Below are 25,795 nucleotides of genomic sequence, written 5' to 3'. Positions count from 1 at the left end.
GACGGGTTGTGTCAGGATCTGCGTTCGCCTCACTGGCGATCACTTTCCTCTCTCCAACTCGTTCGTTCCTCCTTCGAGTGGTCCACGTTCGAACGTGAGTTCGACGACCGTCCCCGTTCCGCTCTCATCGGTGAGGAACTCGAGTGAGCCATCGTAGAGGCTGACGGTCCAGTCGACGAGCCAGAGGCCGATACCGCGGGCGTGGTTGACGGGGGAAATTTCCGTACTGCCGGATATCCGCTCGATGGTTGCTGCTGGAATGCCTGGTCCATCGTCAGCGATCAGAACCCGAACGGTATCGGCTTCAGTGTGGACGGAAATATCCACTCTCGCCGTTTCGCCGGCGTGCTGACCCACGTTTTCCAGTAGTTCGTCGAACGCCACGACGAGTTCGGGCCCGCCGACGACACTGGCGGTTTTCGGCGCATCGAGATGCACCTCGACATCGGGATACTCGTCGTGCAGTCGCTCGATGCTTTCCTCGAGGGTGCCGACGATATCGATCGGTTCTCGGTCGGTTACCGACCGCTCGAGCAACCGTTCGGTGGTCCGTGCCCGGTCAGCTAACTCGAGGAGGTCCGTCGTGGCCCGTTGAATTGTGCGAGCTGCTTCACAGTCTTTGCCCTCCGTCGTGGCTTCCAACTGCGCGGCGTGACCCTCGATGACGTTGAGTTCGTTTCGGAGATTGTGCCGGAGAATTCGATTGTGGACTAACAGCATCTGCTCTCGTCGGGCGAGTGACTGTCCAAGCCGATCCATCGCCAGGTCGATCCGGTGCCACTCTGCTGGTCCACCGATAGTGATCTCGGTGTCGTAAGTCCGTTCCTCGAGGGCGTCGAGTCGATCGGTCAGGCGCCCGATGCGCTTTACCTTGGATCGATACACCCAGGCGGCAAAGCCGGTGACGCTCCCGAAAAAGGCGAGTGCAACGATGATCTGGAATGTCTGTAACCGATCGAGCGTCTCGAGCAAGAGCTGTTGATCGTGGTGAACTGTCACCGTCCAGTCGACCGTTTCGAGGTCGGCCTGCCGATCGATCGTCTCACCGAGGTGGTCGTTCTGGGCGTATAGTATCCGCTCGTCCTGTGTGATGGTGATACCAGTGCGCTCATCGACGCTCGATAGCGCGTCGAAAAAGACGGTTTCTGTCAGATGGTAGGCGGCGTTGACGGTGCCAACGACCTCTCCATCGTCGTACAACGGCACGCTGATGACCACGATGTAATTGTCCGTCTCGGCGACGAACGGGTCACTGATACATCGATCTCCCTCGAGTGCACACTGGACGTATGGGCGGTCGCTAAAGTCCGCGCCAACGAGTTCGCTCTCGCTGTCGTCACCGGTGGTCAGCGACTGGACGGTACCATCGCTATCGACGATACTGGCTCCGTCGAACGCAGACTGGTCGACGACCCCCTCGAGCGCGTCGTGCTGGCGCTGACTCCGATGATCGGCCAACGCCTCGTTCGTTGCCGCGACCTCGAGCGTTTGTTGTTGCCCACGAAGTCGATCATCGAGCGCCGCCGCCGTTCCCTCGGCCTGATCTTCGACAGCCGATTCGGTGTACGACGTTACGTCGCTCCGATGGGCATCGAAGGCAGCCACGAGCACGAAACCGCTCACAACGAACACGATGGCGAAGGCCAGGACGAATCGCTGTGACGTGTTCATCGGTGCTCAATGGGGGACGCTGTACTGGTCATAGGATCAATGCACATTCATTCGGAATCCGATCGACTGGACACGGTATTGACTTACACAACTCCCGTACGTAGCAAAAAGCGTTTGTGCCGATCGGCGCCATTGGATCCTCGAGTGAATCGCCCCTTCAGTCGCAGTTCCACCCGCACTGGTTACATTCCGGAGCGCCGATACCGACGGAATCAGGCTGAGACACTCATCTGCGCTTCGACTGCGTCGATCGCCTCGAACAACAACCGTGCGCCGAGTTCAATCTCGCGTTCGGTCACGTCGAGCGGTGGCAAGAGACGGAGTGTTTTGTAGCCACAGCCGAGAGTCAGTAGGCCTCGCTCCATAGCGGCGTCGACGACGGCTTCGCGTCGATCCTTGGTATCGAATTCGATTGCGAGCATCAGTCCCCGACCACGGACATCGATCAGGCCAGGAGCGTCTCGTTCCTCGAGGATGGAGCGGAACTGCTCACCGCGTGCGCGGACGTTCTCGAGGAGATTTTCCTCTCGAATTGCGTCGATCGTCAACACGCCTTGCATCGAGGCAAGCAGGTCACCGGCTCCCCAGGTGGAGGAGATTCGGCCGGTCTCTTCGGGGAACACGTCCGACCGGGAGATGGTTGCCCCAACGCGCAGTCCCTTGGCGCTCGTGATGACGTCCGGCGTCAGGTCGAGGTGGTCGATAGCCCACATCTCGCCCGTCCGACCGAGCCCGGACTGGATTTCGTCGGCGATGACGCGAAGTCCGAACCGCTCTCGAAGCCGTTCGACGTCTCGAGCGAACTCCGGGTGTGGAACTCGGTAGCCCCCTTCACCCTGTACGGGCTCGAGAATCAGGAAGGCCACTTCGTCGGCGTCGATGACGCCCTGTTCGGGATCCAGTCGGTCGGCGACCACGTTACCGCCGGGTCCATCGGTACACCAGTCGGTTTCGTACATCTCCTGGGTCGAAGGATAGGGGACGCTGATGATGCCGGGGACCTCGGGATAGCCCTTGCGGTGGACGGTTTTCGATCGGTTGAGCGAGAGCGCGCCGAGCGTCCGTCCATGGAACGCACCGTCGAAGGTGATTCCACGGTGTCCACCGCTCGCATAACAGATCTTAATCGCGTTTTCGACGGCTTCAGCCCCGGAGTTCGACAGGAAGACTCGATCCATGTCGTAGTGGCTCGTCAGGTCGACGAGTCGGTCCAGTAGCTGTGTTGGGCCGGGAAGATCGGGATCGGACGGCTCGCCACCGGCGCTGACGTAAAAGTCCTGCCCGGCAATTTTCAGCGGGTCCGGCAGGTCGAACGCTTCCAGTTTGTCCACGATAGCGGGATGGTTGTATCCCAGCGGGGCAGCAGCAACGTGGCTCGTAAAGTCCATGAGCACGTTACCGTCGACGTCGGTACAGAACGGGCCGGTTGCGTCGGCTGTGCTATCCCAGACGAATTCGTAGACGTAGGTGCTCGGTGCGGCAAACTGGTGATGATAGTCCGCCCACGTGGAGGCGTTTTTCCCCGGTATCGTCTCGACAGACGGTTCGACCGTATCTCGGTCCATGTCTTCACTCGAACCTCCACTAATTAAAAATATTCGTTGTGGTTCTGGCAAAACTTGTGCCTGTCCAAGGAACGGCTTGCAGGCGAGCGATCGACCGGAGAGCCTAATTGGTCTACCAGTGGGTGTCTGACTCGAGTGTGCACCGACAAGCGGTGACTCGAGGGTGGCGTCGGCGGTATCGACCGGGAATCGACAGCTACCGATACGTTATCAGCTAGCGGAATGAGAGTCGAACTCGACGACGGCTATCGGTTCGCCTCTCATATTCAGTCGTAACGAACCACTAGAGGTCGACGTACTGTGCTTCCCACTCGCGTCGGGCCTCGAGTTCGCGATTCCCGCGTCGGGTGATCGTATAGAAGTTCGTCCGTCGATCTCGGCTGCCCTTTTCGACGAGACCTTTGTCCACGAGGGTATCGAGGTTCGGGTACAGTCGACCGTGGTGAATCTCTTTTTCGTAGTACTGCTCGAGTTCGTCTTTGATTGCCAGTCCATGCGGTTCTTCCTCTCCGGCGATGACGTACAGCAAGTCTCGCTGGAATCCTGTCAGATCGTACATTGGGAACGTACCATTCGTATTTATTGTCGAATTTTAATAAATATATCGGGTTGGTTCCAGTGAGTGACGACAAATGGTCGGTGTTCGCTTTTCTCACACTCAGCAGGAATCGTAAGCGTGCCGACGGATTAACGGGATGAAATGCATAACAGGTGACTCATGTTTAGCGTTCAAACAAAGAGGTACCGCATTATATGAGCGTTCGTTTTACCATAGGGTTCGGTGTCCGCTACAGTATCCATTGAAACGATTCACACACCTCTCACGACGCGGTCTTACGATAGGAGGTGCAATGACTTTCAATGGCTACTATAGTACGCTCGAGTCGAACGTGGTGTAGATCGGATCCATAGCTGTCTCCGGCGTGTCGAACCATAGCGTCACGACTCAGGAGCGATAGTAAACAGGAAAGCAAATCGCACGGCATGAAAAAGGCCGTGCGAATGCTTGCCGCCCTGAATTGGTCCCCGCTGACGCTTCGGCCCTCCAAAGCGAAGCGTCAATTGAAGCAATTCCCTCGGGAGACTTAAAGGTACCGACAGCGACTTACCTGAACGCTGACATCGACACCGACGAAAACAGTTTGTTACATGTGTTCTTCTTCCAGAACCCACCCGAGTGCTCGTCGATAGTGAGTAAACATCTGTCTCACGCCTTCGTGACGCATCTCCTCGCTTTCTAGCTGGTCGATCAAAAACTCGTACTGCTCACGGATTTCTTCCTCCTCACGCATACACGTTGCTAGCTATTCGACCGTTATAGTGTCATTGATGCATAATTGACACGTGCATTCCAACGCTGGCCTTTCCTTACTCGGTAGTTTTTGTCACCGTAAGTGGCTGTCGTGTGGCGAGTTGACACGGAAACTCCGGATGCTCGAGGAAATGCCAACAACAGAGGTGTCGCCGACGCCCGGAGACGCCCGGCCAGTCGATGTCTTTCGCGGTGAACGTGTCGGGTAAGTCACGGAACCGCCTCGAGAGCGTTTCGAAGTCGTCGAACACCTTCCGATGGCCGCTCGAGGCCACGCCTCTGCGCGTCACGACGTACGTGTCATCCGGCCTGTGCGTTCCACGGGTTCGAACGAACTCGTGTTCGGCCTCGAGTGCGTTCGTGAGTTCAGTACGGAGTTCCCGTGCCTCCCTTCTCGAGAGATCGTACGACCGGTCGCCCACCTCGAGTGTAACCTGTTCGGGACCGCTTTTTCGTACGGATGGATTGCTACTCGAGAATTTCTCGATCAGGAGTGTGTTGGCTCCGATTCATCGTTCGGTCCGAAAACGGCCCACAGTAAAAATCTGTTTGTGGAACGTGTACACGCCACCTACCGCAGAAATGAACTTGTGAATTCGACTCGAGCGCCCACCATGGCGACTCGTCCGGCCTCACATCGATGGGCCGTTCGAGAGTGTATTTGTGGTCTCTTCCCGGTGAATGACCCCTCGAACCGCCGCTGGTCGGGTACTCAGTACCCTCCCAAACGTCGACCGTGACTGAAATCGAACTGCACCACATGCGTTCACCCACAGCTGCAGGTTTGGAAAGCCACTCAGTGACAACAATCCCTATGACTGACGAACCCGAACACCTGGACATGAAAATCCGTGGTGACCGTGAGTGCACCGAGTGTGGGACTCGGTGGTCGTACTTCGAAACCGGCTCGATCGGCTGCCCGGCGTGTGGCAGTCTCCAGAGTGTGGGAACCGACGAGCGGGTCATCCACACCGATCAGGCGGCCACCTTCGACCTCACACCCGTTCGAAACGATATCGACACGACGGCTGACGACGAACTGGCCGCACGCGCTCGCGACGTTGCCCGAGAGTACGTCCGAAGTCGTGGCTTCGTCCGTGGCGGTGAGTTACTCGAACTCGACGAGACGTACGTCGCGGCGCGGGAGCTCACCCACGCTGCCGACTTACTCGTGCGGACGACCCAACCCAGTGAGGACGAATCGCTCTACTTTCTGGCGTTATTGCGGGACGCCGATCTGGGTGAACGCCCCCAGGCCGCCGAGGTTCCCGCTTCGTTTCGCGAGGCGCGAGGGATCGCCACCGCTAACGCGGTTCGAGACTATCGCCGTGACGTCCGGACCTGGTTGGCTGCCGGAACAGCCGTTCCGGAGGGCGCCCGAGACTGTCTGGAGCACCTCTCCGACCACGAAACCCGCTTCCGGCTGCTCGAGGGAGACGTCGAGCCGACGGTCGCCGACCAGCTACTAGAGGCGACACGTCACGTAGCCAACGGCCTTCGCGGCGATCACGTCGCTATCGAACTGGCCCAGGACGAACTCGATTCCCTCGAGTGAGTAGAGAATATGGCGTTATTTGATTAGATACGATACCCTGTCTCAAGAATCCTCGAACGGTGAGAACCTCCTACGGCAGATCGACGTCGATACCCGTCTGCAGGCTGGCCGCTTTGACGGTGTTGTAGAGCAACATGGCCCTGGTCATGGGTCCAACGCCGCCTGGGACTGGCGTAATAGCGCTTGCTTTTGGCTCGACGCTGTCGAAGTCGACGTCACCGACCAACTCGTAGCCTTTCTCGGTGTCGGCGTCGACACGATTGACTCCAACGTCGATGACGACGGTGCCCTCGCTGATCATCGATCCATCGATGAGTTCGGGAACGCCGACTGCGGCGACGACGATGTCTGCATTCTGTGTTTTGCTTTCCAGGTCGGCGGTTCGAGAGTGACAGACAGTGACGGTTGCGTTCCCGTCGTCTGCCTTCTGTATCAGGAGGTTTGCGAGGGGTTTGCCAACGATATCGGATCGACCGACGATGGTGATATCCTTTCCTTCGGTTTCGACGCCTGTTGCCTCGAGGAGTTTCTGGACGCCGTGTGGTGTACACGGGCGGAATCGGGCGTCACCGGCGACGAGTCGGCCGACGTTTTCGGGGTGGAACCCATCGACGTCTTTGAGTGGGTCGATACGGCGGATAACCTGTCGGTAGTCGACGTGGTCCGGGACCGGCGCCTGGACCAGATAGCCGTGTACGTCGGAATCATCGTTGAGCGTTTCGATGGTGTCGAACAGTTCGTCTGCCGGCGCATCGCCGTCGACGTCGACGTGATGTGGTTCGATGCCGACTTCCTCACAATCGCGTTGTTTCATCGAGACGTACGTCTGGCTGGCCGGATCGTCCCCCATCAGCACGGTCGCCAGACCGGGTCGAGAGCCTTCCGACGCCAGTGTCTCTATTGCATCGGTCAACTCGTCTCGAATCTCGCTCGCAACGGCGTTGCCATCGATGTGGGTCGTCATTACTCGAGAACGAGTTGCCTATCGTAATGAAAGCTCGGGTTCGTGCTCATCTCCAGGGCCTCAACCAGATGTTTTAGGCACATACGTGCATATCGGCTTTGCTGGACGACACTCGAGATCTTTCGCTGGTTCGAGTTGGCGACCGAGTTACACGCCGCGTTGAACGAGCCAGAGGCTGTCGTCACCCGTCGATGCCTGTGGGGTGGACGATATTCGTGCCCGGACACAACTATAGTAGCCAGTGAAACGATTTACACACCTACCGCGATGCAGTCTTGCGATAGGGTGTGCAATGACTTTCACTGGCTACTATAATCTGCAAGGGATTGCAAAAAACCACTTTGAGACGGTCGGCCGGTTGATTTCTAACCCCCTGTTCTCCGAGCACGGAATCACTGTGCCGATACTTTCGGAGCGTGCACAGAGATCAGGGCAACGTAGTTGGTCGAAAGGCACCTACGGTTGGGGTCGAATGTACGCACATGGACGACCACACACACGACCCTTCCGTGGGTCCGCCACCTGCCTCGAGGGAGCCGACCGGGTGGAACCGTGTCGAAAACCGGTGGGAACACGGCACCCTTCGGCGAGCGACGATTCATGGCGTCCGCCTGTTCAATGGCGGTGCCTATCACGAGAGCCACGACTGTTTCGAGGACGAGTGGTACAACTACGGTCGTGGCACCGTCGAAAGCCAGTTTCTCCACGGCATGGTCCAGGTTGCGGCTGGCGTCTACAAGCACGTCGACTTCGAAAACGACGACGGGATGGACAGCCTCTTTCGAACCGCACTACAGTATCTACACGGCGTTCCGAACGATTTCTACGGCGTCGACCTCCTCGACGTTCGGACGACGCTGACCAACGCCAGAAACGATCCAACGAGCGTCGATGACTGGACCATCACGATCGACGGAACCCAACCCACTGCGAGCGAGCGCGACTTCGAGTACGCCGAAGGCCTCGAGTAATAGTGACGGTCCGAACTGCTGAGAACGACTCTCTATTTGGGTGGAAAATCTGAAAGTTTTTCACCACGGTCCCCGTCGGTTCAACGTATGCAAGAGGCGCTTGCGTCCTGGCGGCCGGCCATCGACGAAACGATTGCGGAGTGGCTGCCACAGGAAATCGACGCGGGATACCTCGAGGATTTTTTTGGTGAGCCTCGGTTCGAGTACGACCCCGAGGGCCTCCAGTCTGCGCTCTCCGATCCGATCTGGGACCTACTCGAGCGTGGCGGCAAGCGCTGGCGTGCAGTGTTATTTCTGGTCTTTATCGAGGCGTTTGGCGAGGACCCGGAGGGGTATCTTCCCTATGCAATTATCCCCGAAATACTGCACAACGGCACCATCATCGTCGACGATGTCGAGGACGGAGCAGCCATCCGTCGTGGTGAACCCGCGTTACACCACGTACACGGCGAGGACGTCGCACTCAATGCCGGCAACGCGATGTACTTTCTCCCACTGAAGATTCTGACACACAACCCAGCAAACCTTTCCGAAGAAACCCGGTTGCGGGCCTACGATATGCTGATGTGCGAACTCAACCGAACACACCTGGGGCAGGGAATGGACATTTGCTGGCACAACGAATCGGCTGTTCGAATCTCGACCCAGCAGTATCTCGAAATGAGTGCCTGTAAGACGGGCTGTCTGGGCCGTATCGTCGCTCGACTGGCAGCTATCGTCACCGAGCAACCGGCCGAAATCGAAACGGCAGTCGCGACCTATGCCGAGCAGACGTCGATTGCCTTCCAGATCGGCGACGATATCCTCGACATCGAAAACTCACTCGGGCGCGCGGGTGACTTCGGCAAAGAGTTTGGTAACGATATCCGGGAGGGGAAGAAGACGCTGTTAGTGTTACACGCCATCGAAACCGCCGATACCGACCGAGCAGCACGCCTCGAGAAAATTCTCGCAACAGGCGAGAACACGGATGCAGAAATCACAGAAGCGTTGCAGATACTCGAGGATGCGGGCAGTATCGACTACGCAAAAGAGCGCGCCCTCGAGTTAGCCGGGCAAGCGAGAACCGAAATACACGGTATCGAGGACGAACTGGAACCCGAGCCCGTCGAAAAACTCCTGTCGTTCACCGAGTTCGTGGTCGAACGCGACGTTTGAGTGGGATAAAGCGTCGCTGGAATTCCTGAGGCACTCGAGCGGTACCGTCTCTACTCGCTTGTCTCGATAGTTCCAGGAATCACTATCACCACGTCCCGGTCAGCATCGGACTGGGACGGTCGCTGACCGCGAGGAGACGACACCGAACTCACTGGATGGAGTTGGAGTGGCTTTTTCGCTCGAGATGCCCATAACCACGCGGTGTACATGGTCCGCCGGACGGCTGGAGCCACCTGGCGGCACCGAATTTTATCCCGCTCCGGAACCCACCGTACGGTATGGATGGCGAAGACGCAGTACTCGATGGAGACGTAGAGCGATTCGTCCGTGCGATGGCTCCGGAACCCGACGAGACGCTTCGAGAGATGGATGCGTATGCCGAGGAGGCGGATTTCCCACACGTCGGTCCCGAGGTCGGGGGCTTTCTCCGCCTCGTCGCTCGCATGGTCGGCGCAAAACGCGTCTTCGAGTTCGGGTCCGGGTACGGATACTCGGCGTACTGGTTCGCCGAAGCGCTTCCGGAGGATGGCGAACTCGTGCTCACGGAAGTCGATGCGGACGAACTCGAACTCGCGGAAACGTACCTCGAGCGGGGTGGCTACCACGACATCGCCAGGTACGAACTGGGCGACGCGATGGAGACGGTCGGCCAATACGACGGGCCGTTCGACGTCGTACTGATCGACCACCAGAAACACCGGTACGCGGATGCCTTCGAAGCGATCAAACCGAAACTTCCAATCGGCGGGGCGATCATCGCTGACAACGCCATGCGCGCAGGAATCATCGATTTCGACCAGTTACTCGAGATCGCGGAAGGTGGGTCCCCAACGGACGTGAACGAGCACACACAGGGTATCGCCACCTACCTCGAGACGGTTCGCGCCGATCCGGACTTCGAGACGGTGGTGTTACCGCTCGGTGAAGGGATCGCGTTGAGCTATCGCATTTCCTGAGTCTCGAATTTTGGCCTTGTTGAAACCCTTGCAGGCAAACATGATGGACGAGTTGTCTGAGACAGGATGGATTCCCTGCCGAAGTCACGACTTCTCCGGTTCGTTGAACGAGCTATGGTGCTGGCTCGCCGTGCTGTTACACGTTTTTCGACACGCTATTCTCGGAAGCGGTTCACGCTCCGCCAGCACGTTGTTCTTCTCTGTCTCAAGGTGAAGAAGACGACCACGTACCGCGACCTCGTTGATGAACTCATCGAGATGCCTCGCATCCGTGACGCCCTCGATCTCGATTCGATTCCCGCACCCTCGACACTCTGCAAGGCGTTCGACCGCTTGGAGATGGCCGTCTGGCGAGTGCTACTGAACATCTCGCTCGCGGACTTGCCGCTGAACGGTATCACCGGCATCGATGCTTCGGGGTTCGAGTGGGCGCATGCATCAACTCACTACACGAAGCGAACGAATCTCACCATCCAGCAGCTGAAGACGACGCTACTGGTCGATACGGCGATTAACGCCGTGCTCGACATCCATGTGACGACGACACGGAAACACGATACACAGATCGCGCCACAGGTAGTGAAACGGAACGGAGAGTCCATCGCGGTATTGACCGATGACAAGGGATACGACGACCAGAAACTCCGGCGGCTTGCCCGTAACCATGATATTCGGCCACTCATCAAGCACCGTGAGTTCACACCCCTCCACAAGGCGTGGAATGCTCGGTTGGACAGCGATCTCTACCACAGGCGAAACATGAACGAGACAGTCAACGCGGCGATCAAACAGAAATTCGGTGCATTTGTCCGGTCACGCCTGTGGTGGAAGCAGTTCCGTGAACTCGTCATCAAGTGCATCGTTCACAATCTGGAGCGAAGCATCGCTATGTCATACAAGGAGTGCGACTGTCCGTGATTCCGAGAGGAACGGACTGCTGAATAGAGAGGATGAATGCAGCACGAGGGTTGACTTTATTTCACCCTTCCAACGCTGATATACCCAATAAAGAACCTGCGGATGTACCGGGCCCATACATTCTAATTCCCCTTCTAATGTACGGGATTTAACTTCTTTTGGAGTATAATACCGAGCATGGGTGACAAGAAGCCGAACAATCCGCTTTCACCATACTATCCATCTGAGACTCCCGATCTGTCGGGGAATGTTCCTAAGTGGGTAGCAATAGGTATCGTCCTGTGGGCGGTATTCTGGGCAAGTTGGATGATCCTCGACCTTCTTGGAATCATCTCAATGTAACCGAGAGAGTGTCGGAAGAGGTCAGCACTGTGTTACTTGCCTCACCTGTACTGAACGTTTGCTCTTTCGCGTTGAACGCGCTCTACGAGTACCACATTCGCGCCCTGTATCTTGCAGCGATTCGACCAACTACCGAGCTGTTGTCAGAAACAGCGTGCAAGAGACAGAGAATGAGTTCAGCACTACGGAATCGCATCTTTTACTTTGATCCTGTAGAACCGAGGGGCGATCACTGTGCCTATTTAGAGTATATTATTGTTAGCTCACCAGAAAGTACTTGCTGGTGACTCCAAGAAAATAGATATGAAGCGGCAAGACATCCTCACAGAGTTAGGAATTACTGAACATTTGTGTCACTTTTCCTATTATAATGGTGTGGAAAACACCGTGATGCACTCTGAGCCGGAATTGGGATTTATCGTATGGATAGTCTTCTTTTTCGGATTCTTGTTTGCTACATATATCGGTTTATTAACTATACGCACGTATCTACAGACACGAGGAGAGTAATCCAACACCACAATAAAAGCGCACAATAGATTACATCGCACTAATTGCCTGCTCCATCAACCACACGATGTATATTGACCGGTCACTACCTTTTGTAGATCGAGTCAGATGACGTACGACATTCGCGCCCTGTATTCAGCAGGACTGCTGAAACCTATCACCGATTGAGGGTTTCAACAAGGCCCGAATTTTCCAAGAACTCGAGCGGTAACGGGTTCGCGCGAAACGTTTGGCGCCCAGGAACCTCCACGAAATGCTATCAGAAGTCGTACTCCCCGTCGACCACGCTGTCTTCGGGATGGGCAACGTACGACCCTGCGGCATACTCCCTGAACGCGAGAAACGAGGTCCCCGCAGATGCGCCGATGAGCGTCGCCCAGGTCACCGCCCAGATGACCGTGGTGAACGCGATGAACGGTGTCGAAGGGGTCGCGGCGAACGTCTCGAGGCCGACAGCGTGGACGCCAGCGATTGCGATGAACGCGAGCCATAGACCGATGGAAAGGCGGACCAGCCGTGGCTTCGAGAGTCGGCGGGCGACGGTCGCAACCCCGTATACACCACACACGACGAGGGCACTCGCGACGACCGTTCGGGGTACGGTGGCCGTATTCATCGCCCCGGCGATCCCGATGGAGGCGAGTGCGAGCGTCAGTACGACTGGACTCGAGCGAATGTGGGAATAGCGCACGTAGTCACCAGTGGTTGGTGGGTGCAGCACACGACAGGCTATATACCTGTTGGCTCTGCCATTTCATTCGACCAAGCGGTGGCCTCTGGTAGGCAGCACTGCTTTGTCAGGCCTGAACGGACGCCTGCAACCGATTGCCCGCGTTCGGTTTCACGGATCGGTCGACGCCTGACAGAGGAACACTTGTTCGAAAGTATGAACTGACGAGCGAATATGTGACCCTCGATTTCAAGAATAAGCGCTCATCTCACACAAAACATTTACCGACCTCTCGAGCACTTCAGATATGGAGCGACGAAACGTCATCGTAACAGCCTGTACATTCGTCTCAACCGCTTTTGCAGGCTGTCTCTCCGACCGGGATGAGATCGGTGCGAGTGACAGTCCTCCTACGGAAATCGCGGACTGGGAAGCCACACGAGATCTCGATCAGGATGGGTTGCCAGCCCGTGATGAGCCACCGCGTATCACCGTTGATGGTGATAGCGTCGTTGTCGAAGGGTACTTTATGTACCCGTCCGGAAACTGTGAGGAACTCATTATCTCTCCAGATCGAACGGAATACGATCCAGAAGACGGTTCGCTCTACGTGTGGGTGGGCTACGTCCGCGACCAGTCAGGGGAGGAAGACTGTACGCTACCCGAGTCCACGAGGGCATATCAGATCCGCATCAGTTTCGACGAGGGATTGCCCGAAACCGTCAGCGCAGTCGAGTACGGGAGCTATGGCGAAAAAGAGGCGACATGGCCGTAACTCCCCTCGACCCCGTAGCAGCCGCCTCGAAGCCCCGGTGAACTGACGGGATAACCACTCGTGCGCTGCTTCGTTTTGTCCTCAACAGCTCACTCGTGTCACCCTAGACGGGGCGAGTAGCCGATCTCGATACCTGACCCTTCAGAACTCGTCTTCAGAACCACCTTTTGTCTCGCTCGTCGCGCCGCTCCTCACTCGCAAAATCTGGACCAAAAAGTGTTCGATCAGTCCTCGAGGCACCGTCTCCCTTCAGAACCCGTCTTCAGAATCCACCTTTTGTCTCGCTCGTCGCGCCGCTCCTCACTCGCAAAATCTGGACCAAAAAGTGTTCGATCAGTCCTCGAGGCACCGTCTCCCTTCAGAACTCGTCTTCGAATACGAACGTCCCGTTGCGCTGGACGACCTCTCCGTCGAGCTCGATAGTCGAATCCTCGCTCATGTCGATGATCATGTCCATGTGGACGGCGCTGTCATTACCCTCGTTTTCCTCACCAACGGTTTCATCGTAGGCACGACCAACAGCTAGGTGGACCGTATCGCCCATCTTCTCGTCGAAGAGCATATTGTACGTAAACTCGGTGATATCCCGGTTCATCCCGATACCGAGTTCGCCCAGTCGGCGAGCACCGTCATCTGTCTCGAGTACAGCCGAGAGTACGTCTTCGTTTTTCTCCGCGCTGTGATCGACGACCTCGCCGGCTTCGAACTCGAGTTCGACGCCGTTGATCTCCCGGCCCTGAGCAAGCAGTGGCTTGTCGAAGCGGACGTGACCCTCGACGCTGTCAGGAACCGGGGCTGTGAACACCTCACCGCCGGGGAGGTTCTTCTCACCGTAATCGTTCAGGGTGGGATTTCCGGCGACGGACATGGTGATGTCGGTCGTCTCGCCGCTCGTAATTCGAACCTCGTCGGCGGGATCGAGGAGGTCGACCATCTGCTGTTGAAATTCCCGCTGCTCGTCCCAGTCTTTGGTGATGGCGTTCCAGACGAATTCCTCGTACGCTTCGTTGCTCATCTCTGCTTTCTGGGCATTTCCAGGAGCAGGATACTGCGTGCCGACCCAGCGACTCCCCATCACTTCCTCCTGAATTGGTTTGAATGCTTGTCCGTATGCCACGGTCACAGCCGGATCGACGTCGCTGGTCTCGGCCGTGTTCTCGGAGGCACGAATAGAGATGAAGACGTCAGTTTCTTCGGCAGCTGCGAGTATGTGCGCTGGACATTCGAGATCCTCTGGGTCAACCGCTCGTCGGTACGCCCGTGTGGCTGCGCTACTCGACATCCCGAGTGAGGGGTGTGCCCCGCGTTCCCCCAGCAGTTCGTGGAGGGCAACGACCAGTTCCTCTGCAGCCGGTGGTGCCTTGATTCGGACGGTGTCGCCTTGCTGTACGTCGACGGAGTGATCGACGATGATTTCAGCGTGTTCTCGGACGCGTGGATCCATACGCGGAGCCACCAGTGAAATCGAGAAAAACTTTCTGATATCTCTCTGACGACTCGAGGAATGGTATCTCGTTCGACCGATATTCTCGATACCAGAACTGGCGTTCAGGGTTCGATGTAGTCGTTGATCGTAATTCGGGTCGCCTCGAGGTCTTCGATCATCGCGCCCCAGCCACCGACGGTGTACGTTGTATCGTCGGTCTCGAGCGTAATCGAGACCTCTCCAGCCAGTTGTGCGAGTGGAAGGTTTTCGTCGTCGTCGATGGAAACCCCGGCATACGTAATTCCCGTGATTTTTCCCGACACGTCCACTTCTGCCCCGGTTTCCGTATCGTACCCTGTTATGGTGGCATCGAATTCGATTCCTTCCTCGAGATACGGTTCGATAGAGCGAACGCAGTGACGAATGTCGACGAAACTCGTCGGTGGTTCAGTGGACCGCTCGGTGTACAGCTCTTCGTGGACCTCCCAGAGCACGCTGATGAAATACCAGTGAAAGACGTACGCGTGGGTCCGATCGTTGACGATGACGCCGTATTGGTTGGTCGAACTACCGTGTGGCGAAAAGAACGTCCACGACCGGTCGATCAATGCGAGAAATGGCGAGGGGACCTTCCGCCAGCGCGCTTCCGTACAGGTCTCGGCGAGTCGATCAGTGGCTGGAACTGTCGCTGGCTCGCCCATCTCGGGGAATAGACAGAGTTTGATGTCGACACCGTTGGCCTTCGCTTCGGCAAGTGCCGGTTCGAGTTCGGCGAACTGGGCTGGGCTCAGGCCGATCTGGATCTGGTTGGTGGCCGAGCGAATGAGGTCGGCCGCCTGTGTGAGTACCGTATCCATTCGCTTGACGATACTCACGTTGTGGGCCTCGATATCCGGTTGCATCCACCGGTCTTCGATTTCGTCGGCGGCAGATTCGAACGCGGTCGCCCGATCACGGAGGTCTGAAAGTACCTGGTCCGGAGCGTGCGCTCGTGCGTGCAAACTGTCTTGCTTGTACGTCTCGATGTACCCTTTCTCTTGCAGTGATCGCAACACGTCGTAAATTCGAGGATCCGGAACCGTACTGGCTTTGGCGATGTCAGTCGCCGAAGCGGCCCCTAGTTCGAGTAGCGTCACGTAGGCGTCTGCTTGATACGGCGACAGTCCTGCGTCCTCGAGCGTTTCGATAAGACTCTCACTCTCCATACGATTCACCTCGTCGCCCCCTGGGATGGGTTGTACCAACATACCGACGAACGGCGACACGGACGGATTTTCACCGGGACGTGAATACAACAATCTCGCTCAGGCAGCTGTCTTCGTCTCATGTATCCTTACTTTCGGGTGGCCAAACTGGCCGCTTTGGTGTTTCGATTCGAGACTGTTCTTCTTCGGTGAGTTCGAGATCAATGGAAGCCACGTTTTCTTCGAGATGATCGATCGATTTCGGACCAATTATGGGCGCGTCGACGACTGGTTGCTGGCGGAGCCAGGCGAGACTTACCTGTGCAGGTGTCACGTCACGCTCGGCAGCGATGGAACGAATCACGTCGAGGACGGACCAGTTCTCATCGGTAAATCTAGCTTTTGTATACTCGTCGGTTACGCCCCTGATTGTACCGTCCTCGAGCGTCCTATCCCGTTCGTATTTGCCAGTGAGAAAGCCGCCGGCGAGCGGTGACCAGGGGATCACACCGACGTCTTGATCGGCACAGATGGGCAAGAGATTGTGTTCTTCGTGCCGATCGACGGCGTTGTACTCCGGTTGCATACAGGTGAACCGCTCGTATCCCTCTATATCGGCAGTATACAGCGCTTTAGAGAATTGCCAGCCAGCCATCGTACTGGCACCGAGATACCGGACCAGCCCTTCGTCAACGAGATAATCGAGCGCAGAGAGCGTTTCCTCTATTGGCGTGTGTTCGTCCCAGCGATGAATCTGGTACAGATCGATGTAGTCCACGTCGAGTCGCTCCAGACTGGCGTGACACTGATCGATAATGTGCTTTCGCGAGAGGCCGCTCTTATTTGGGCCCTCACCCATATCTCCGAATACCTTGGTTGCAATGACCAGTTCATCCCGGTCGTGGCTCGCGAGCGTACGGCCCAGGATTTCCTCGCTTTCCCCGGTGGAATAGACGTTCGCCGTGTCGAAGAAGTTGATTCCCAACTCGAGCGCCCGTTCGATGACGGCTCGACTGGTGTCCTCGTCGTGCAACATCCAGGACTCGGCACTCCCGAAGTTCATACACCCGAGACACAGTTCCGATACCTCGAGCCCGGTCTCCCCGAGACGTGTATAGGTCATCTCTTCATCGTATGCCGTCATGTGTACCCATATACCACACCTGTTGTAAAAATCTATCTGATACGGCCTGTCAGTACTTCCTGAGAAGGCAGGTTCCAGTTCATCGACAGTGACAGCGCCTCGACAGACAGACTCAACACTCAAGAGGATCCACTCAAAACGGCGTGTATGAACGATCTGATAGCATCCCTCCGTCGGGGGGAACACACCGGCGAGAACCGCTGTTGGCCCTGTACCGTTCTCAACACAGTTCTCGTGGCAGTCTTTGCCTTCGTCTGTCTCCGCCGTGGACACAGGAAATTGGCGTTCACGAGCGCCCTCGGCGGTGCCATGGCGATTGCCTTCCGTGGCTACGTCGTTCCGGGGACGCCACGCTTTGCACCCCAACTTGCAGCTCGATTACCTGTCGACGTCTTCGATCACGAGGATGAAAGTACGCGTATCGAGTTCGAATCGAGCGAGCCACAGGTGAAACAGGAAGAATCCGCGGATGGCCTCATCGAACCCTCGAGCGAGGATGTCCCTGACGGTGACGAAATCGTCACCGCGTTGCTCGAGGCTGGTGTCGTCGTGCCCGAGGGTGAAGAGTTCGTTCTCGATTCCGCGTTTCGGGATCGCTGGCAGGACGAAATGCGTCAACTCGGCCATCGTGACGTCGAGGAACTTGCGTCAGTCGCAGCCGAGGTGACGCCGTCATCGATCAGTACCGACACCTACGACGGCTGGACAAAATCGTACGTGGTCCTCTCGCCGGAAAACGGCGAATCCACGACGTTACCTCGTCCCATCGCCATCGCCGAACTGGCTGCTGTTCGGGCACTCGAGTCAGACCTCGAGGATCCATTTTTGCGTCTGGTGAGTGCGCGTCCAATCCGAACCTTCCTCGATCGGTGTCCTCTCTGTGAGGGTTCGCTCACGACGACGCAAGCGGCGTGCTGTGGCGAGGTGACACCTGTCGGCTCGAAACCGCGAGAAAAATTGGTGTGTCCGAGTTGTAATATTCGGCTCTTCACGTTCGAACCGGCCGAACCCGAGTAGCATTCGTTTCGGGGACTCGAGAAAACCGAGTTGGGACCAGGTCTGGAAGCCTCGACCCATCGATGTCGAGACGACCCAATATGGTCGTGATTACTTGTACAGCGGGTTCGCCGCACACAGTTCGTCCACCGACGAGCGAACCGACTCGATGACCGAATCGTCGTCCGGAGCGTCGACAACGCGAGCGATCAGGTCGGCGACCTCGCGCATGTCGTCTTCGTCGAAACCGCGAGTGGTGAGGGCGGGCGTCCCGGCACGAATGCCACTCGGGTTGAACGCCGAACGCGTCTCGCCGGGGACGGTGTTGCCGTTGAGGACGATGCCGGCCTCCTCGAGGGCCTCTTCCGCGTCGCCGCCCGTCGTATCGGGATGTGACGGCCGCAGGTCGACGAGGACGAGGTGATTGTCAGTACCACCGGAGACGAGCGAGAAGCCGTGGTCGGTCAACGACTCGCCGAGCGCGACGGCGTTCGCGACGGTCTGTTCGGCGTATCGCTGGAACTCAGATTCGAGGGCCTCGCCGAAACCGACGGCCTTGCCGGCGATGTTGTGCATGAGCGGGCCGCCCTGTCCGCCGGGGAAGACGGCCGAGTCGATATCGTCGGCGTACTCCTCGTCGGTCATGACGATGCCACCGCGGCCGGCACGGATGGTTTTGTGGGTCGACCCGGTGACGAAATCGGCAGTTCCCACGGGTGAGGAGTGGACGCCAGCGGCGACCAGTCCAGTGATGTGGGCGATATCGGCCAGGTGCAACGCGTCGACGTCGTTTGCGACGTCCTGAATGCGTTCCCACTCGACTTCACGGGGGTACGCGGAGTACCCCGACACGATGATGTCGGGGTCGAACGTCGTCGCGAGACGCTCGAGTTCGTCGTAGTCGATGTAGCCTGTCTCCGGATCGACTTCGTACTGTTCGACCTCGTAAAACTGTCCGACGAAGTTGGCCGGGTGGCCGTGGCTGAGGTGGCCACCATGGGTCAGGTCGAGCGACAGTATCTTATCGCCCGGCTCGAGCATCGCGAAGTAAACAGCCTGGTTGGCCTGCGTTCCGGAGTGTGGCTGGACGTTAACGTGTTCGGCGTCGAAGAGCTCCTGGGCGCGGTCGATAGCGAGCTGTTCGACCTCGTCGGCGTACGTACAACCACCGTAGTAGCGAGCGCCTGGATAGCCTTCGGCGTACTTGTTCGTGAGCGCGCTCCCCTGTGCGTCGAGAACTGCGCGACTGACGTGGTTCTCGCTGGCGATCATCGCCAGTGTCTCTTCCTGTCTCGTGAGCTCGCCCTCGAGGGCGTCTGCGACCGCGGGATCGACGTCCCGGACGTGGTCGTGGTCCATATTTTGAGTGGTGGTTGGCTGGTGTATAAGTGTACCTTTCCTCGGCAAATCGAGCCAGGTGTCCTGGCATCAACACACGCCACTCCGTCACAGACACATCTCTGACAGGACGTCACGAACCTGAACGCACAGTACCTTCACCGGAGGTGGTCTCGAGGTAGTACACACACTCGAGGTGTCGAGAGATGTGCCAGCGGTAGCTCGAGTGAGGTGTGAAGTGGTGAGCCACCAAAATAACCGTGGAACTGTCGGGCGATACAACTAACTGTTCTCGGTGAGATTCAGCAAATCGAATGATCGAGTGGGAGGTGGATCGCGACCACCTGCGCGTCGTCGATGCTGATAACACTGAACTGCACGTTCAGGGGCGGACGTTGGACGTGAGTGTCCCGGGGCCAGATATCGAGCGGCCCGTCGACAGGACGGTGGTCGCAACGACGACGGAATTACAGTTCCCACACGCGATCGTTTATGCGTTTTCCCTCGCCGACGACGAACGAAAAGAACTCGAGCCGGACGGGTCCCCACTTCGGTTGCCACCGGGTGAATACGTGCTCGATATCGATACGGAGATCAAAACGTACCTTCGATTTTCCGGCCGGGCCACGATTCGTCGAACGGCGGATTACTCGCGTGTCGTCGTGACGTTCCCAGAACGGACGCGAACGATTCTGGGGTTCAGGAGCCGACACGAACTGCCAGCAGACACGATAACCGTTCCCGATACGCCGGCTGGGGTTGCTCGTGGTGTGAGCTGTCTGTCCGCGTCGATCAAAACGACGTCACCGGATCGAACGTATCCGACGTTGCGCGGGCATCCTCCGTTACTCGAGACGGAACCCTCGTGTTCGAGTCGACCAACGATCCCCGACGGTTCTGGCGTCGAACTGCTCGTGCCGCCGTGTTATGAGTCAGTGTTCGTCGTCGCCCCACTCGCCTATTATCTTCAGGCGACGGTGCGAACGGAACACGGAATCACGCCACGTCTCCGTCTCCCCTCGGTCGCTCGAGAGCACGAACTCGAGCCGATGCCTGCCCTCGAGCGGACGGTCGAGCAACTGCTCCGTCAGTGTTTTTTCCTCGACTGCCTGGTTCGCAATGCCGGACCATACGGTTCTAACCTGGCCGAGATGAGCCTGCTGCGAGCCCTCGAGATGGACGAATCCTCGTTGTATACCGCAACGCCACAGGAACGCCTTGCTGCATATCTCGACGTTCCCTTCAGCGCGATTGAACATCGTATTCCACCCTGGCATCTCTCCATGTACGTCGAACCCGAACCGGATTCGACCGACGCGTTGCCGTACCTCCTCGACCGACTGAGCCTCGTCTTTACGCCACAGACCTCGAGGCTCGAGGGACGCGAACTCGTCGAGCGCTCTCTCGATGATTTCTATCGTGGTGACTCGAGGGGTATCGGCCAGGTTGCGTCCGTCGACATTGTCAAACCGGAACTTCGGGGCGGTCGGGTTCACGGGTGGCTCGCTGATGGTGTGCCAATCGACGTTTTCAAATCGAACGTCGATGCCTACAGGAATCGCCTGTCGTATCTCGCCCGCGAGAGTCAGTCGTCGTCGATCTGTGTGGTTCTCAACGATCCCGAGATGGCGGGAGAACGTGACCGGGTCGAGTCGATCTATCGACAACGCGCAGACGAACTATCGATTGACGTGCGCGTGAAAGAGGGGCTTCGGACACACGAACTCGCCTCACTGTTCGAAACGGACCATGCCTTCGTTCACTACATCGGACACTGCGAGACGGAGGGATTTCGCTGCCCCGACGGCTCACTTGCTGCGTCCTCCATCGATGAGAGTCGGGTCGAGACGTTCTTCCTCAACGCCTGTGGCTCGTACTACGAGGGAATGGAACTCATCGAGCGGGGAAGCGTTGCAGGGGCCGTGACGTTCACACAGGTCCTCAACGAACACGCCCTGAAGGTCGGGTCGACGTTTGCCAAACTGCTGGTCCACGGATTCAGTTTCGAACGGGCGATGCGGTTAGCTCGCCGACGGATTATGATGGGCAAAGATTACGCCGTCGTTGGCGATGGCACCCACTCGCTGACCGATGGTGATCTTACGTTGCCCACGACGGCGACGATACAACCGCTCGATGACGGTGGATACTACGTCGAACTCGAATGTTATTCGACACGAGTCAACGGCCTCTACTACTTCCCGCACACCAACGACAACGAATACGCCTATCTGTGTGGTTCACAGGCTTCGTTTATGATGGACAGCACTGAGGTGGCGCAGTTTCTCCGAGAAGCCAAGCTTGCAGTCATTTACGATGGTGACGTCTACTGGTCACCTGAACTGGCACCGGCGTTCGACGATTAGGGGCCGCCGTACGTGCTGACGCGACTCGAGTGGGTTCGTGTGTTTGCCTCGCCTCGTTGGTCTCCATCGGTAGCATCGCCAGCGCGTCCCCACGCATGCCAACTGGTAACTCCCATACAGGAACAACGATTCAACTAGAGGGAGTTAACTGTTACCATTGTGCCAATGTGTATAGTGGTAACAACTAACAGTGGTTGTGATTGTATCTACATTGTCTCTTCGCTGTAGTAGTGAGATACACTGTTAAAATTCTGCAACCGATTTGAGAATTGTCGAAAGCATCGACAAAAATCACCGGTATCATTTCGTAACGACAAGGTCTGTGGACGATGTGGCCAACAAAATTAAGTAGGCCGAGGGTGTTTACTTGTGTATAGGCATGACCTCGAATTTACTCAACCACCAGATTGACGATATCCTCGAATCGGTACTCGAGGAGACGACCGGAGACGTGTACATGGTGAATCCATCCTCGGACGCCATCGAAGAGTTCGTTTCCGTCGCCACCTCGTTCGATGGCGACCTTCCAACCGTTCACATGCTCGCAGATGACCGCACACTCAAAGATGTCATGGGCGATTTCCTCGTCGCTTCGAACGCAGCCGACCTTCTCGATGCAGGGACTCTCGAACTCCGAACCTTAGAGCAGGCACCCGAAAACTCGCTGTTGATTACCGAAGATAGCGTCGTTGCGGTCGTCCACGCCGGTGACCGCGTCGGTGGCCTCGTCACCGATGAGGACGAGTTCGTCGATGCCGCTTTCGACACCTACGCAACTCGCTGGGAGGACGCGAACGATTTCAACCTCCGTACACCGCCAATCACGCGCGTTCGCGAGACGCTCACCGAAGAGATTAGCCCCGAGGCTGAGGCCGACTTCACGGCGATTCTCGACTCGCTCGAGACCGCTCGAGGTGATGGCGATGGACTCGACGAAGTCACCATCTCGCTGCTCGTCGCAGCCAAGAACGAAGCCCTCCTGTACGACATCAGCAAATGGGGCGAAGACGTGGGTATCGCCAGCAAGGCGACGTTCTCCCGTACGAAGACTAAACTCGAGGACATGGGTCTCATCGACACTGAGAAGGTTCCCATCGACGTCGGCCGCCCACGACTCCGTCTGAAAGTCGGCGACCAGCGCCTCGACGAAGCGGACAACGGCCAGCTGGCAACCGTTGCACAGAGCATTCTCAACTAAGCGCGCCCCTCGGACCGGTTTTTCTAGCGATCGTACTTTCGGGTGCGCCGAAACACTCCCCTGACGACGGTGCGGACAGTCGTCCGGACGCGGGTCGACGTACCCAAGCACAACGGCGATCACGTATAGAAGCCAGTGAAACGGTTGACACACCTCTCGCGATGCAGTCTTGCGGGAGGGTGTGCAATGACGTTCACTGGCTACTATAGTATAACGAGACACCCACCGATCTCCTCTCGAGCCACAGCAATCGCTCACAGGTGAGGAGTGACGCACCAAAATGGACGTTTGGACAGGTGCAGGTACAATCCGTAGTGAAGTACCGCGGGTCGGGTAACCCGCGGAACTCACGCTGTACTCTTTAGACGCGCTTGCCGTCTTCGACGTACGGGAGCGATTCGGCCGTCTCACGAACGGCCTCGGCGTTCGCTTTCATCAGGGCCGTCGTATCCCAGACGCCCTCGACCAGGGCTTTTCGCTGCGCATCGTCGACGGTGACGTCGACAGTCTTCCCGTCGTAGGTGACCGTCTCGTTTGCTACGTCGATATCGATCTCACCGTCTGGGTTGGCCTCGACCCACGATTGCAGCGTTTCGACGGTTTCCGTATCCGCCTCGAGCGTGGGCATACCGAGTGCGAGGCAGTTGCCTGCGAAGATTTCGGCGAAACTCTCCCCGATGAAAGCGTCGATACCCCAGCGCATGAGCGCCTGTGGGGCGTGTTCGCGAGAGGAGCCACACCCGAAGTTTGCGTTCGTGACCATCACCGACGCGTCCTGATGGTCCTCGTCGTTGAGCGGGTGTGCGACCTGATTGTCGTCGTCGTCAAACCGCTGGTCGAAGAACGCGAACTCGCCCAGGCCGTCGAACGTGACGACTTTCATGAACCGGGCCGGGATGATCTGATCGGTGTCGATGTCGTTGCCGCGGATGGCGACGCCGCTGCCGGAGACATGTTCGACCTGTGGAATCTCGACATCGTCTGCGTTACTCATTCAGGGTCACCTCCTTCATATTTCGAACGTCAGTTACCGCACCGTTGACCGCCGCGGCGACGACCATGCGGGGATTCATCAACACGGTTCGGCCGTCTTTACTGCCCTGGCGGCCGACGAAATTGCGGTTCGAAGAACTCGCACAGGCCTCGTCGCCCTCGAGTTGGTCCTCGTTCATGCCCAGACACATCGAACAGCCGGCACCGCGCCAGTCGAAGCCGGCTTCGGTGAATATTTCGTCCAGCCCCTCTTTCTCGGCCGCCTTCTTCACTTGCTGGCTGCCGGGAACGACCATCGCTCGGACCTCGGGATCGACTGTACGCCCCTTCACGAGTCGGGCCGCGCGTCGGAGGTCGGGCAGGCGAGCGTTGGTACACGAACCCAGGAAGGCAACATCGATGGGATAGCCTTCCATAGTTTCGCCGGGTTCGACGCGCATGTGTTTCTGGGCACGCCGGGCCGTTTCGACCTTGTCGTCGGCCAGCGATTCGGGTTCCGGAATCGGTTCGGTTACACCCACACCCTGGCCCGGGGTCGTTCCCCAGGTGACGACCGGCTCTAACTCGCTCGCGTCGATAGTGACGACATCGTCGTACTCGGCGTCGTCGTCCGAACGAATCGACTCCCAGTACTCCTTTCGTTCCTCGAAGTCGTCGCCCTCGGGGACTCGGTCACGACCCTCGAGCCACTCGTAGGTGGTCTCGTCGGGGTTGATGTATCCCGCTCGAGCACCGCCCTCGATCGACATGTTACAGATGGACATCCGCCCTTCCATGTCGAGGTTCTCGATGGCTTCGCCGGCGTACTCGTAGACGTAGCCGACGCCGCCTTCGGTCCCGAGCCGACGGATGATCTCGAGGATGATGTCTTTCGCTTCGACACCGTCGCCGAGTTCGCCGGTGACTTCGATTTTTCGGACCTTTTGTTTCTCCATCGCGACGGTGCCGGTCGCCAGCACGTCTCGAATCTGGCTGGTCCCGATACCGAACGCGAGTGCGCCGAAGGCACCGTGAGTCGAGGTATGGGAGTCGCCACAGACGATGGTCGTCCCGGGCTGGGTCAGTCCCTGCTCCGGTCCGATGACGTGGACGATACCCTGTTCGCCCGTGTCCGGGTGGGAAAACTCGATACCCGACTCGCGAACGTTCTCCTCGAGTTCGGCCATCATCTCTTCGGCCGCGTCGTCCTTGTATGGTCGCTCCTTGCTCGACGTCGGGACGATGTGGTCGACAGTTGCGTGGGTCAGATCGGGATAGGCGACCTCGAGGTCGCGCTCTTGTAACATCCCGAACGCTTGCGGGCTGGTCACCTCGTGGATGAGGTGGAGTCCGACGAACAGCTGGTCCTGTCCGGTCGGCAGTCGGGTGACAGTGTGGCGGTCCCACACTTTGTCGTAGAGTGTGCCCTCGCTCATACGTCGCCTTCGTGTTCCTCGCCACGTTCGAACACCGCGTTGGCATCCTCAGCACCGTGAGGCGGTGTGTGACTGACGTCTTTCATCGGTGTTGGCTCGCTCGAGGCGTTGTTACTTGAACCGTTTGCAGTTGGGTCGACACCGCCGTCCGCGGCGACGATTGGCCCGCGATTAAACAGTTGTCCCGCGGTTTCGCCCGTCAACGGGTTCGAGTGGCTGATCTCTCCCAGGCTGTCTCGGTTCGACGCTGGAGCAGTCGTCTCGTTCGATTGGACTTCGCTCGAGTCGCCGCTCGTTCGGTTCCGCTGGGAATCGGAGGGTCGCTCCGGTTGGGTGTTGGATGTGTTCGGTCGTGTCATCGGTAGTGA

The 25,795-nt window shown here is 57.8% G+C and carries 23 protein-coding genes; 9 read left to right on the top strand and 14 right to left on the bottom strand.

The features are described from left to right. Nucleotides 1-39 precede the first annotated feature (39 nt). The 5 genes from NLK60_RS04535 to NLK60_RS04515 form a co-directional block, all read right to left on the bottom strand. Entirely contained in the window at nt 40-1,671 is a 1,632-nt protein-coding gene (locus NLK60_RS04535) for a sensor histidine kinase (RefSeq protein ID WP_254809703.1), read from the bottom strand. A 212-nt stretch (nt 1,672-1,883) separates the two neighbouring features. Next, nucleotides 1,884-3,236, bottom strand: coding sequence for an aminotransferase class III-fold pyridoxal phosphate-dependent enzyme (locus tag NLK60_RS04530; RefSeq protein WP_254809702.1), 1,353 nt, complete (start codon nt 3,234-3,236; stop codon nt 1,884-1,886). A gap of 283 nt (nt 3,237-3,519) precedes the next feature. Then, the gene (locus NLK60_RS04525) at nt 3,520-3,795 is read right to left on the bottom strand and encodes a PadR family transcriptional regulator (RefSeq protein WP_254809701.1); all 276 of its coding nucleotides are present in this window, start codon (nt 3,793-3,795) and stop codon (nt 3,520-3,522) included. A 586-nt stretch (nt 3,796-4,381) separates the two neighbouring features. Further along, nucleotides 4,382-4,528: a hypothetical protein gene (locus NLK60_RS04520; RefSeq protein WP_254809700.1), complete on the bottom strand. Its 147-nt coding sequence runs from the start codon at nt 4,526-4,528 to the stop codon at nt 4,382-4,384. Between the two features lie 76 nt (nt 4,529-4,604). After that, nucleotides 4,605-4,970 carry a DUF7528 family protein gene (locus NLK60_RS04515; RefSeq protein WP_254809699.1) on the bottom strand — a complete coding sequence of 122 codons (366 nt, stop codon included), beginning with the start codon at nt 4,968-4,970 and terminating at the stop codon, nt 4,605-4,607. Between the two features lie 419 nt (nt 4,971-5,389). Between NLK60_RS04515 and NLK60_RS04510 the strand changes: the two genes are divergently transcribed. Beyond that, complete coding sequence (locus tag NLK60_RS04510; protein ID WP_254810428.1) at nt 5,390-6,103, top strand: DUF7117 family protein; 714 nt, start codon at nt 5,390-5,392, stop codon at nt 6,101-6,103. A gap of 70 nt (nt 6,104-6,173) precedes the next feature. Here the strand turns inward: NLK60_RS04510 and folD are convergent, their stop codons facing one another. Beyond that, nucleotides 6,174-7,067, bottom strand: coding sequence for a bifunctional methylenetetrahydrofolate dehydrogenase/methenyltetrahydrofolate cyclohydrolase FolD (gene folD, locus NLK60_RS04505; protein ID WP_254809698.1), 894 nt, complete (start codon nt 7,065-7,067; stop codon nt 6,174-6,176). Between the two features lie 482 nt (nt 7,068-7,549). Between folD and NLK60_RS04500 the strand changes: the two genes are divergently transcribed. From NLK60_RS04500 to NLK60_RS04485, 4 genes are all read left to right on the top strand, one after another. Beyond that, the gene (locus NLK60_RS04500; RefSeq protein WP_254809697.1) at nt 7,550-8,038 is read left to right on the top strand and encodes a DUF309 domain-containing protein; all 489 of its coding nucleotides are present in this window, start codon (nt 7,550-7,552) and stop codon (nt 8,036-8,038) included. Nucleotides 8,039-8,125: 87 nt separating this feature from the next. Continuing rightward, on the top strand, nt 8,126-9,196 hold the full coding sequence (locus NLK60_RS04495) for a polyprenyl synthetase family protein (protein WP_254809696.1): 1,071 nt from the start codon (nt 8,126-8,128) through the stop codon (nt 9,194-9,196). A 278-nt stretch (nt 9,197-9,474) separates the two neighbouring features. Beyond that, nucleotides 9,475-10,152 (top strand): O-methyltransferase, encoded by a 678-nt coding sequence (locus NLK60_RS04490; protein WP_254809695.1) that lies wholly within the window; start codon nt 9,475-9,477, stop codon nt 10,150-10,152. A gap of 66 nt (nt 10,153-10,218) precedes the next feature. Then, nucleotides 10,219-11,070 (top strand): IS5 family transposase, encoded by an 852-nt coding sequence (locus tag NLK60_RS04485; protein WP_254809694.1) that lies wholly within the window; start codon nt 10,219-10,221, stop codon nt 11,068-11,070. Between the two features lie 1,111 nt (nt 11,071-12,181). On the opposite strand, the gene NLK60_RS04480 is transcribed toward NLK60_RS04485, so the two are convergent. Next, a complete protein-coding gene (locus NLK60_RS04480; protein ID WP_254809693.1) occupies nt 12,182-12,613 on the bottom strand; it encodes a hypothetical protein in 432 nt (143 codons plus the stop codon). Nucleotides 12,614-12,899: 286 nt separating this feature from the next. Between NLK60_RS04480 and NLK60_RS04475 the strand changes: the two genes are divergently transcribed. After that, the gene (locus NLK60_RS04475; protein WP_254809692.1) at nt 12,900-13,367 is read left to right on the top strand and encodes a hypothetical protein; all 468 of its coding nucleotides are present in this window, start codon (nt 12,900-12,902) and stop codon (nt 13,365-13,367) included. Nucleotides 13,368-13,725: 358 nt separating this feature from the next. On the opposite strand, the gene NLK60_RS04470 is transcribed toward NLK60_RS04475, so the two are convergent. The 3 genes from NLK60_RS04470 to NLK60_RS04460 all read right to left on the bottom strand — a co-directional run bounded on the left by NLK60_RS04470 (nt 13,726) and on the right by NLK60_RS04460 (nt 17,100). After that, a complete protein-coding gene (locus tag NLK60_RS04470) occupies nt 13,726-14,811 on the bottom strand; it encodes an aminopeptidase (RefSeq protein ID WP_254809691.1) in 1,086 nt (361 codons plus the stop codon). Nucleotides 14,812-14,915: 104 nt separating this feature from the next. Beyond that, entirely contained in the window at nt 14,916-15,998 is a 1,083-nt protein-coding gene (locus NLK60_RS04465; protein WP_254809690.1) for a TrmB family transcriptional regulator, read from the bottom strand. Between the two features lie 118 nt (nt 15,999-16,116). Beyond that, nucleotides 16,117-17,100, bottom strand: coding sequence for an aldo/keto reductase (locus NLK60_RS04460; RefSeq protein WP_254810427.1), 984 nt, complete (start codon nt 17,098-17,100; stop codon nt 16,117-16,119). Between the two features lie 168 nt (nt 17,101-17,268). On the opposite strand from NLK60_RS04460, the gene NLK60_RS04455 reads away from it, so the two are divergent. After that, nucleotides 17,269-18,138 (top strand): DUF8054 domain-containing protein, encoded by an 870-nt coding sequence (locus tag NLK60_RS04455; RefSeq protein WP_254809689.1) that lies wholly within the window; start codon nt 17,269-17,271, stop codon nt 18,136-18,138. 90 nt (nt 18,139-18,228) lie between these two features. Here the strand turns inward: NLK60_RS04455 and glyA are convergent, their stop codons facing one another. Next, the gene (glyA, locus tag NLK60_RS04450) at nt 18,229-19,476 is read right to left on the bottom strand and encodes a serine hydroxymethyltransferase (protein WP_254809688.1); all 1,248 of its coding nucleotides are present in this window, start codon (nt 19,474-19,476) and stop codon (nt 18,229-18,231) included. 293 nt (nt 19,477-19,769) lie between these two features. Here glyA and NLK60_RS04445 point away from each other — a divergent pair, with 293 nt between their 5' ends. Both NLK60_RS04445 and tbsP read left to right on the top strand, forming a co-directional pair. Beyond that, a complete protein-coding gene (locus NLK60_RS04445) occupies nt 19,770-21,821 on the top strand; it encodes a hypothetical protein (protein ID WP_254809687.1) in 2,052 nt (683 codons plus the stop codon). 379 nt (nt 21,822-22,200) lie between these two features. Then, nucleotides 22,201-23,019 carry a transcriptional regulator TbsP gene (gene tbsP, locus NLK60_RS04440; RefSeq protein ID WP_254809686.1) on the top strand — a complete coding sequence of 273 codons (819 nt, stop codon included), beginning with the start codon at nt 22,201-22,203 and terminating at the stop codon, nt 23,017-23,019. A gap of 361 nt (nt 23,020-23,380) precedes the next feature. On the opposite strand, the gene leuD is transcribed toward tbsP, so the two are convergent. From leuD to NLK60_RS19610, 3 genes are read right to left on the bottom strand one after another with little or no spacing between them, the layout of a single operon-like run. Then, nucleotides 23,381-24,013 carry a 3-isopropylmalate dehydratase small subunit gene (gene leuD / locus NLK60_RS04435; protein WP_254809685.1) on the bottom strand — a complete coding sequence of 211 codons (633 nt, stop codon included), beginning with the start codon at nt 24,011-24,013 and terminating at the stop codon, nt 23,381-23,383. Then, complete coding sequence (gene leuC / locus NLK60_RS04430) at nt 24,006-25,427, bottom strand: 3-isopropylmalate dehydratase large subunit (protein WP_254809684.1); 1,422 nt, start codon at nt 25,425-25,427, stop codon at nt 24,006-24,008. The genes leuD and leuC overlap by 8 nt, the downstream gene beginning before the upstream one ends. Continuing rightward, nucleotides 25,424-25,786: a DUF7989 family protein gene (locus NLK60_RS19610; RefSeq protein WP_311136941.1), complete on the bottom strand. Its 363-nt coding sequence runs from the start codon at nt 25,784-25,786 to the stop codon at nt 25,424-25,426. The genes leuC and NLK60_RS19610 overlap by 4 nt, the downstream gene beginning before the upstream one ends. Nucleotides 25,787-25,795 lie beyond the last annotated feature (9 nt).

Origin of the sequence: Natronosalvus amylolyticus (genome assembly GCF_024298845.1) — an archaeon.
Lineage (GTDB): Archaea > Halobacteriota > Halobacteria > Halobacteriales > Natrialbaceae > Natronosalvus > Natronosalvus amylolyticus.
This window is presented reverse-complemented; position numbering and strand designations above follow the sequence as displayed.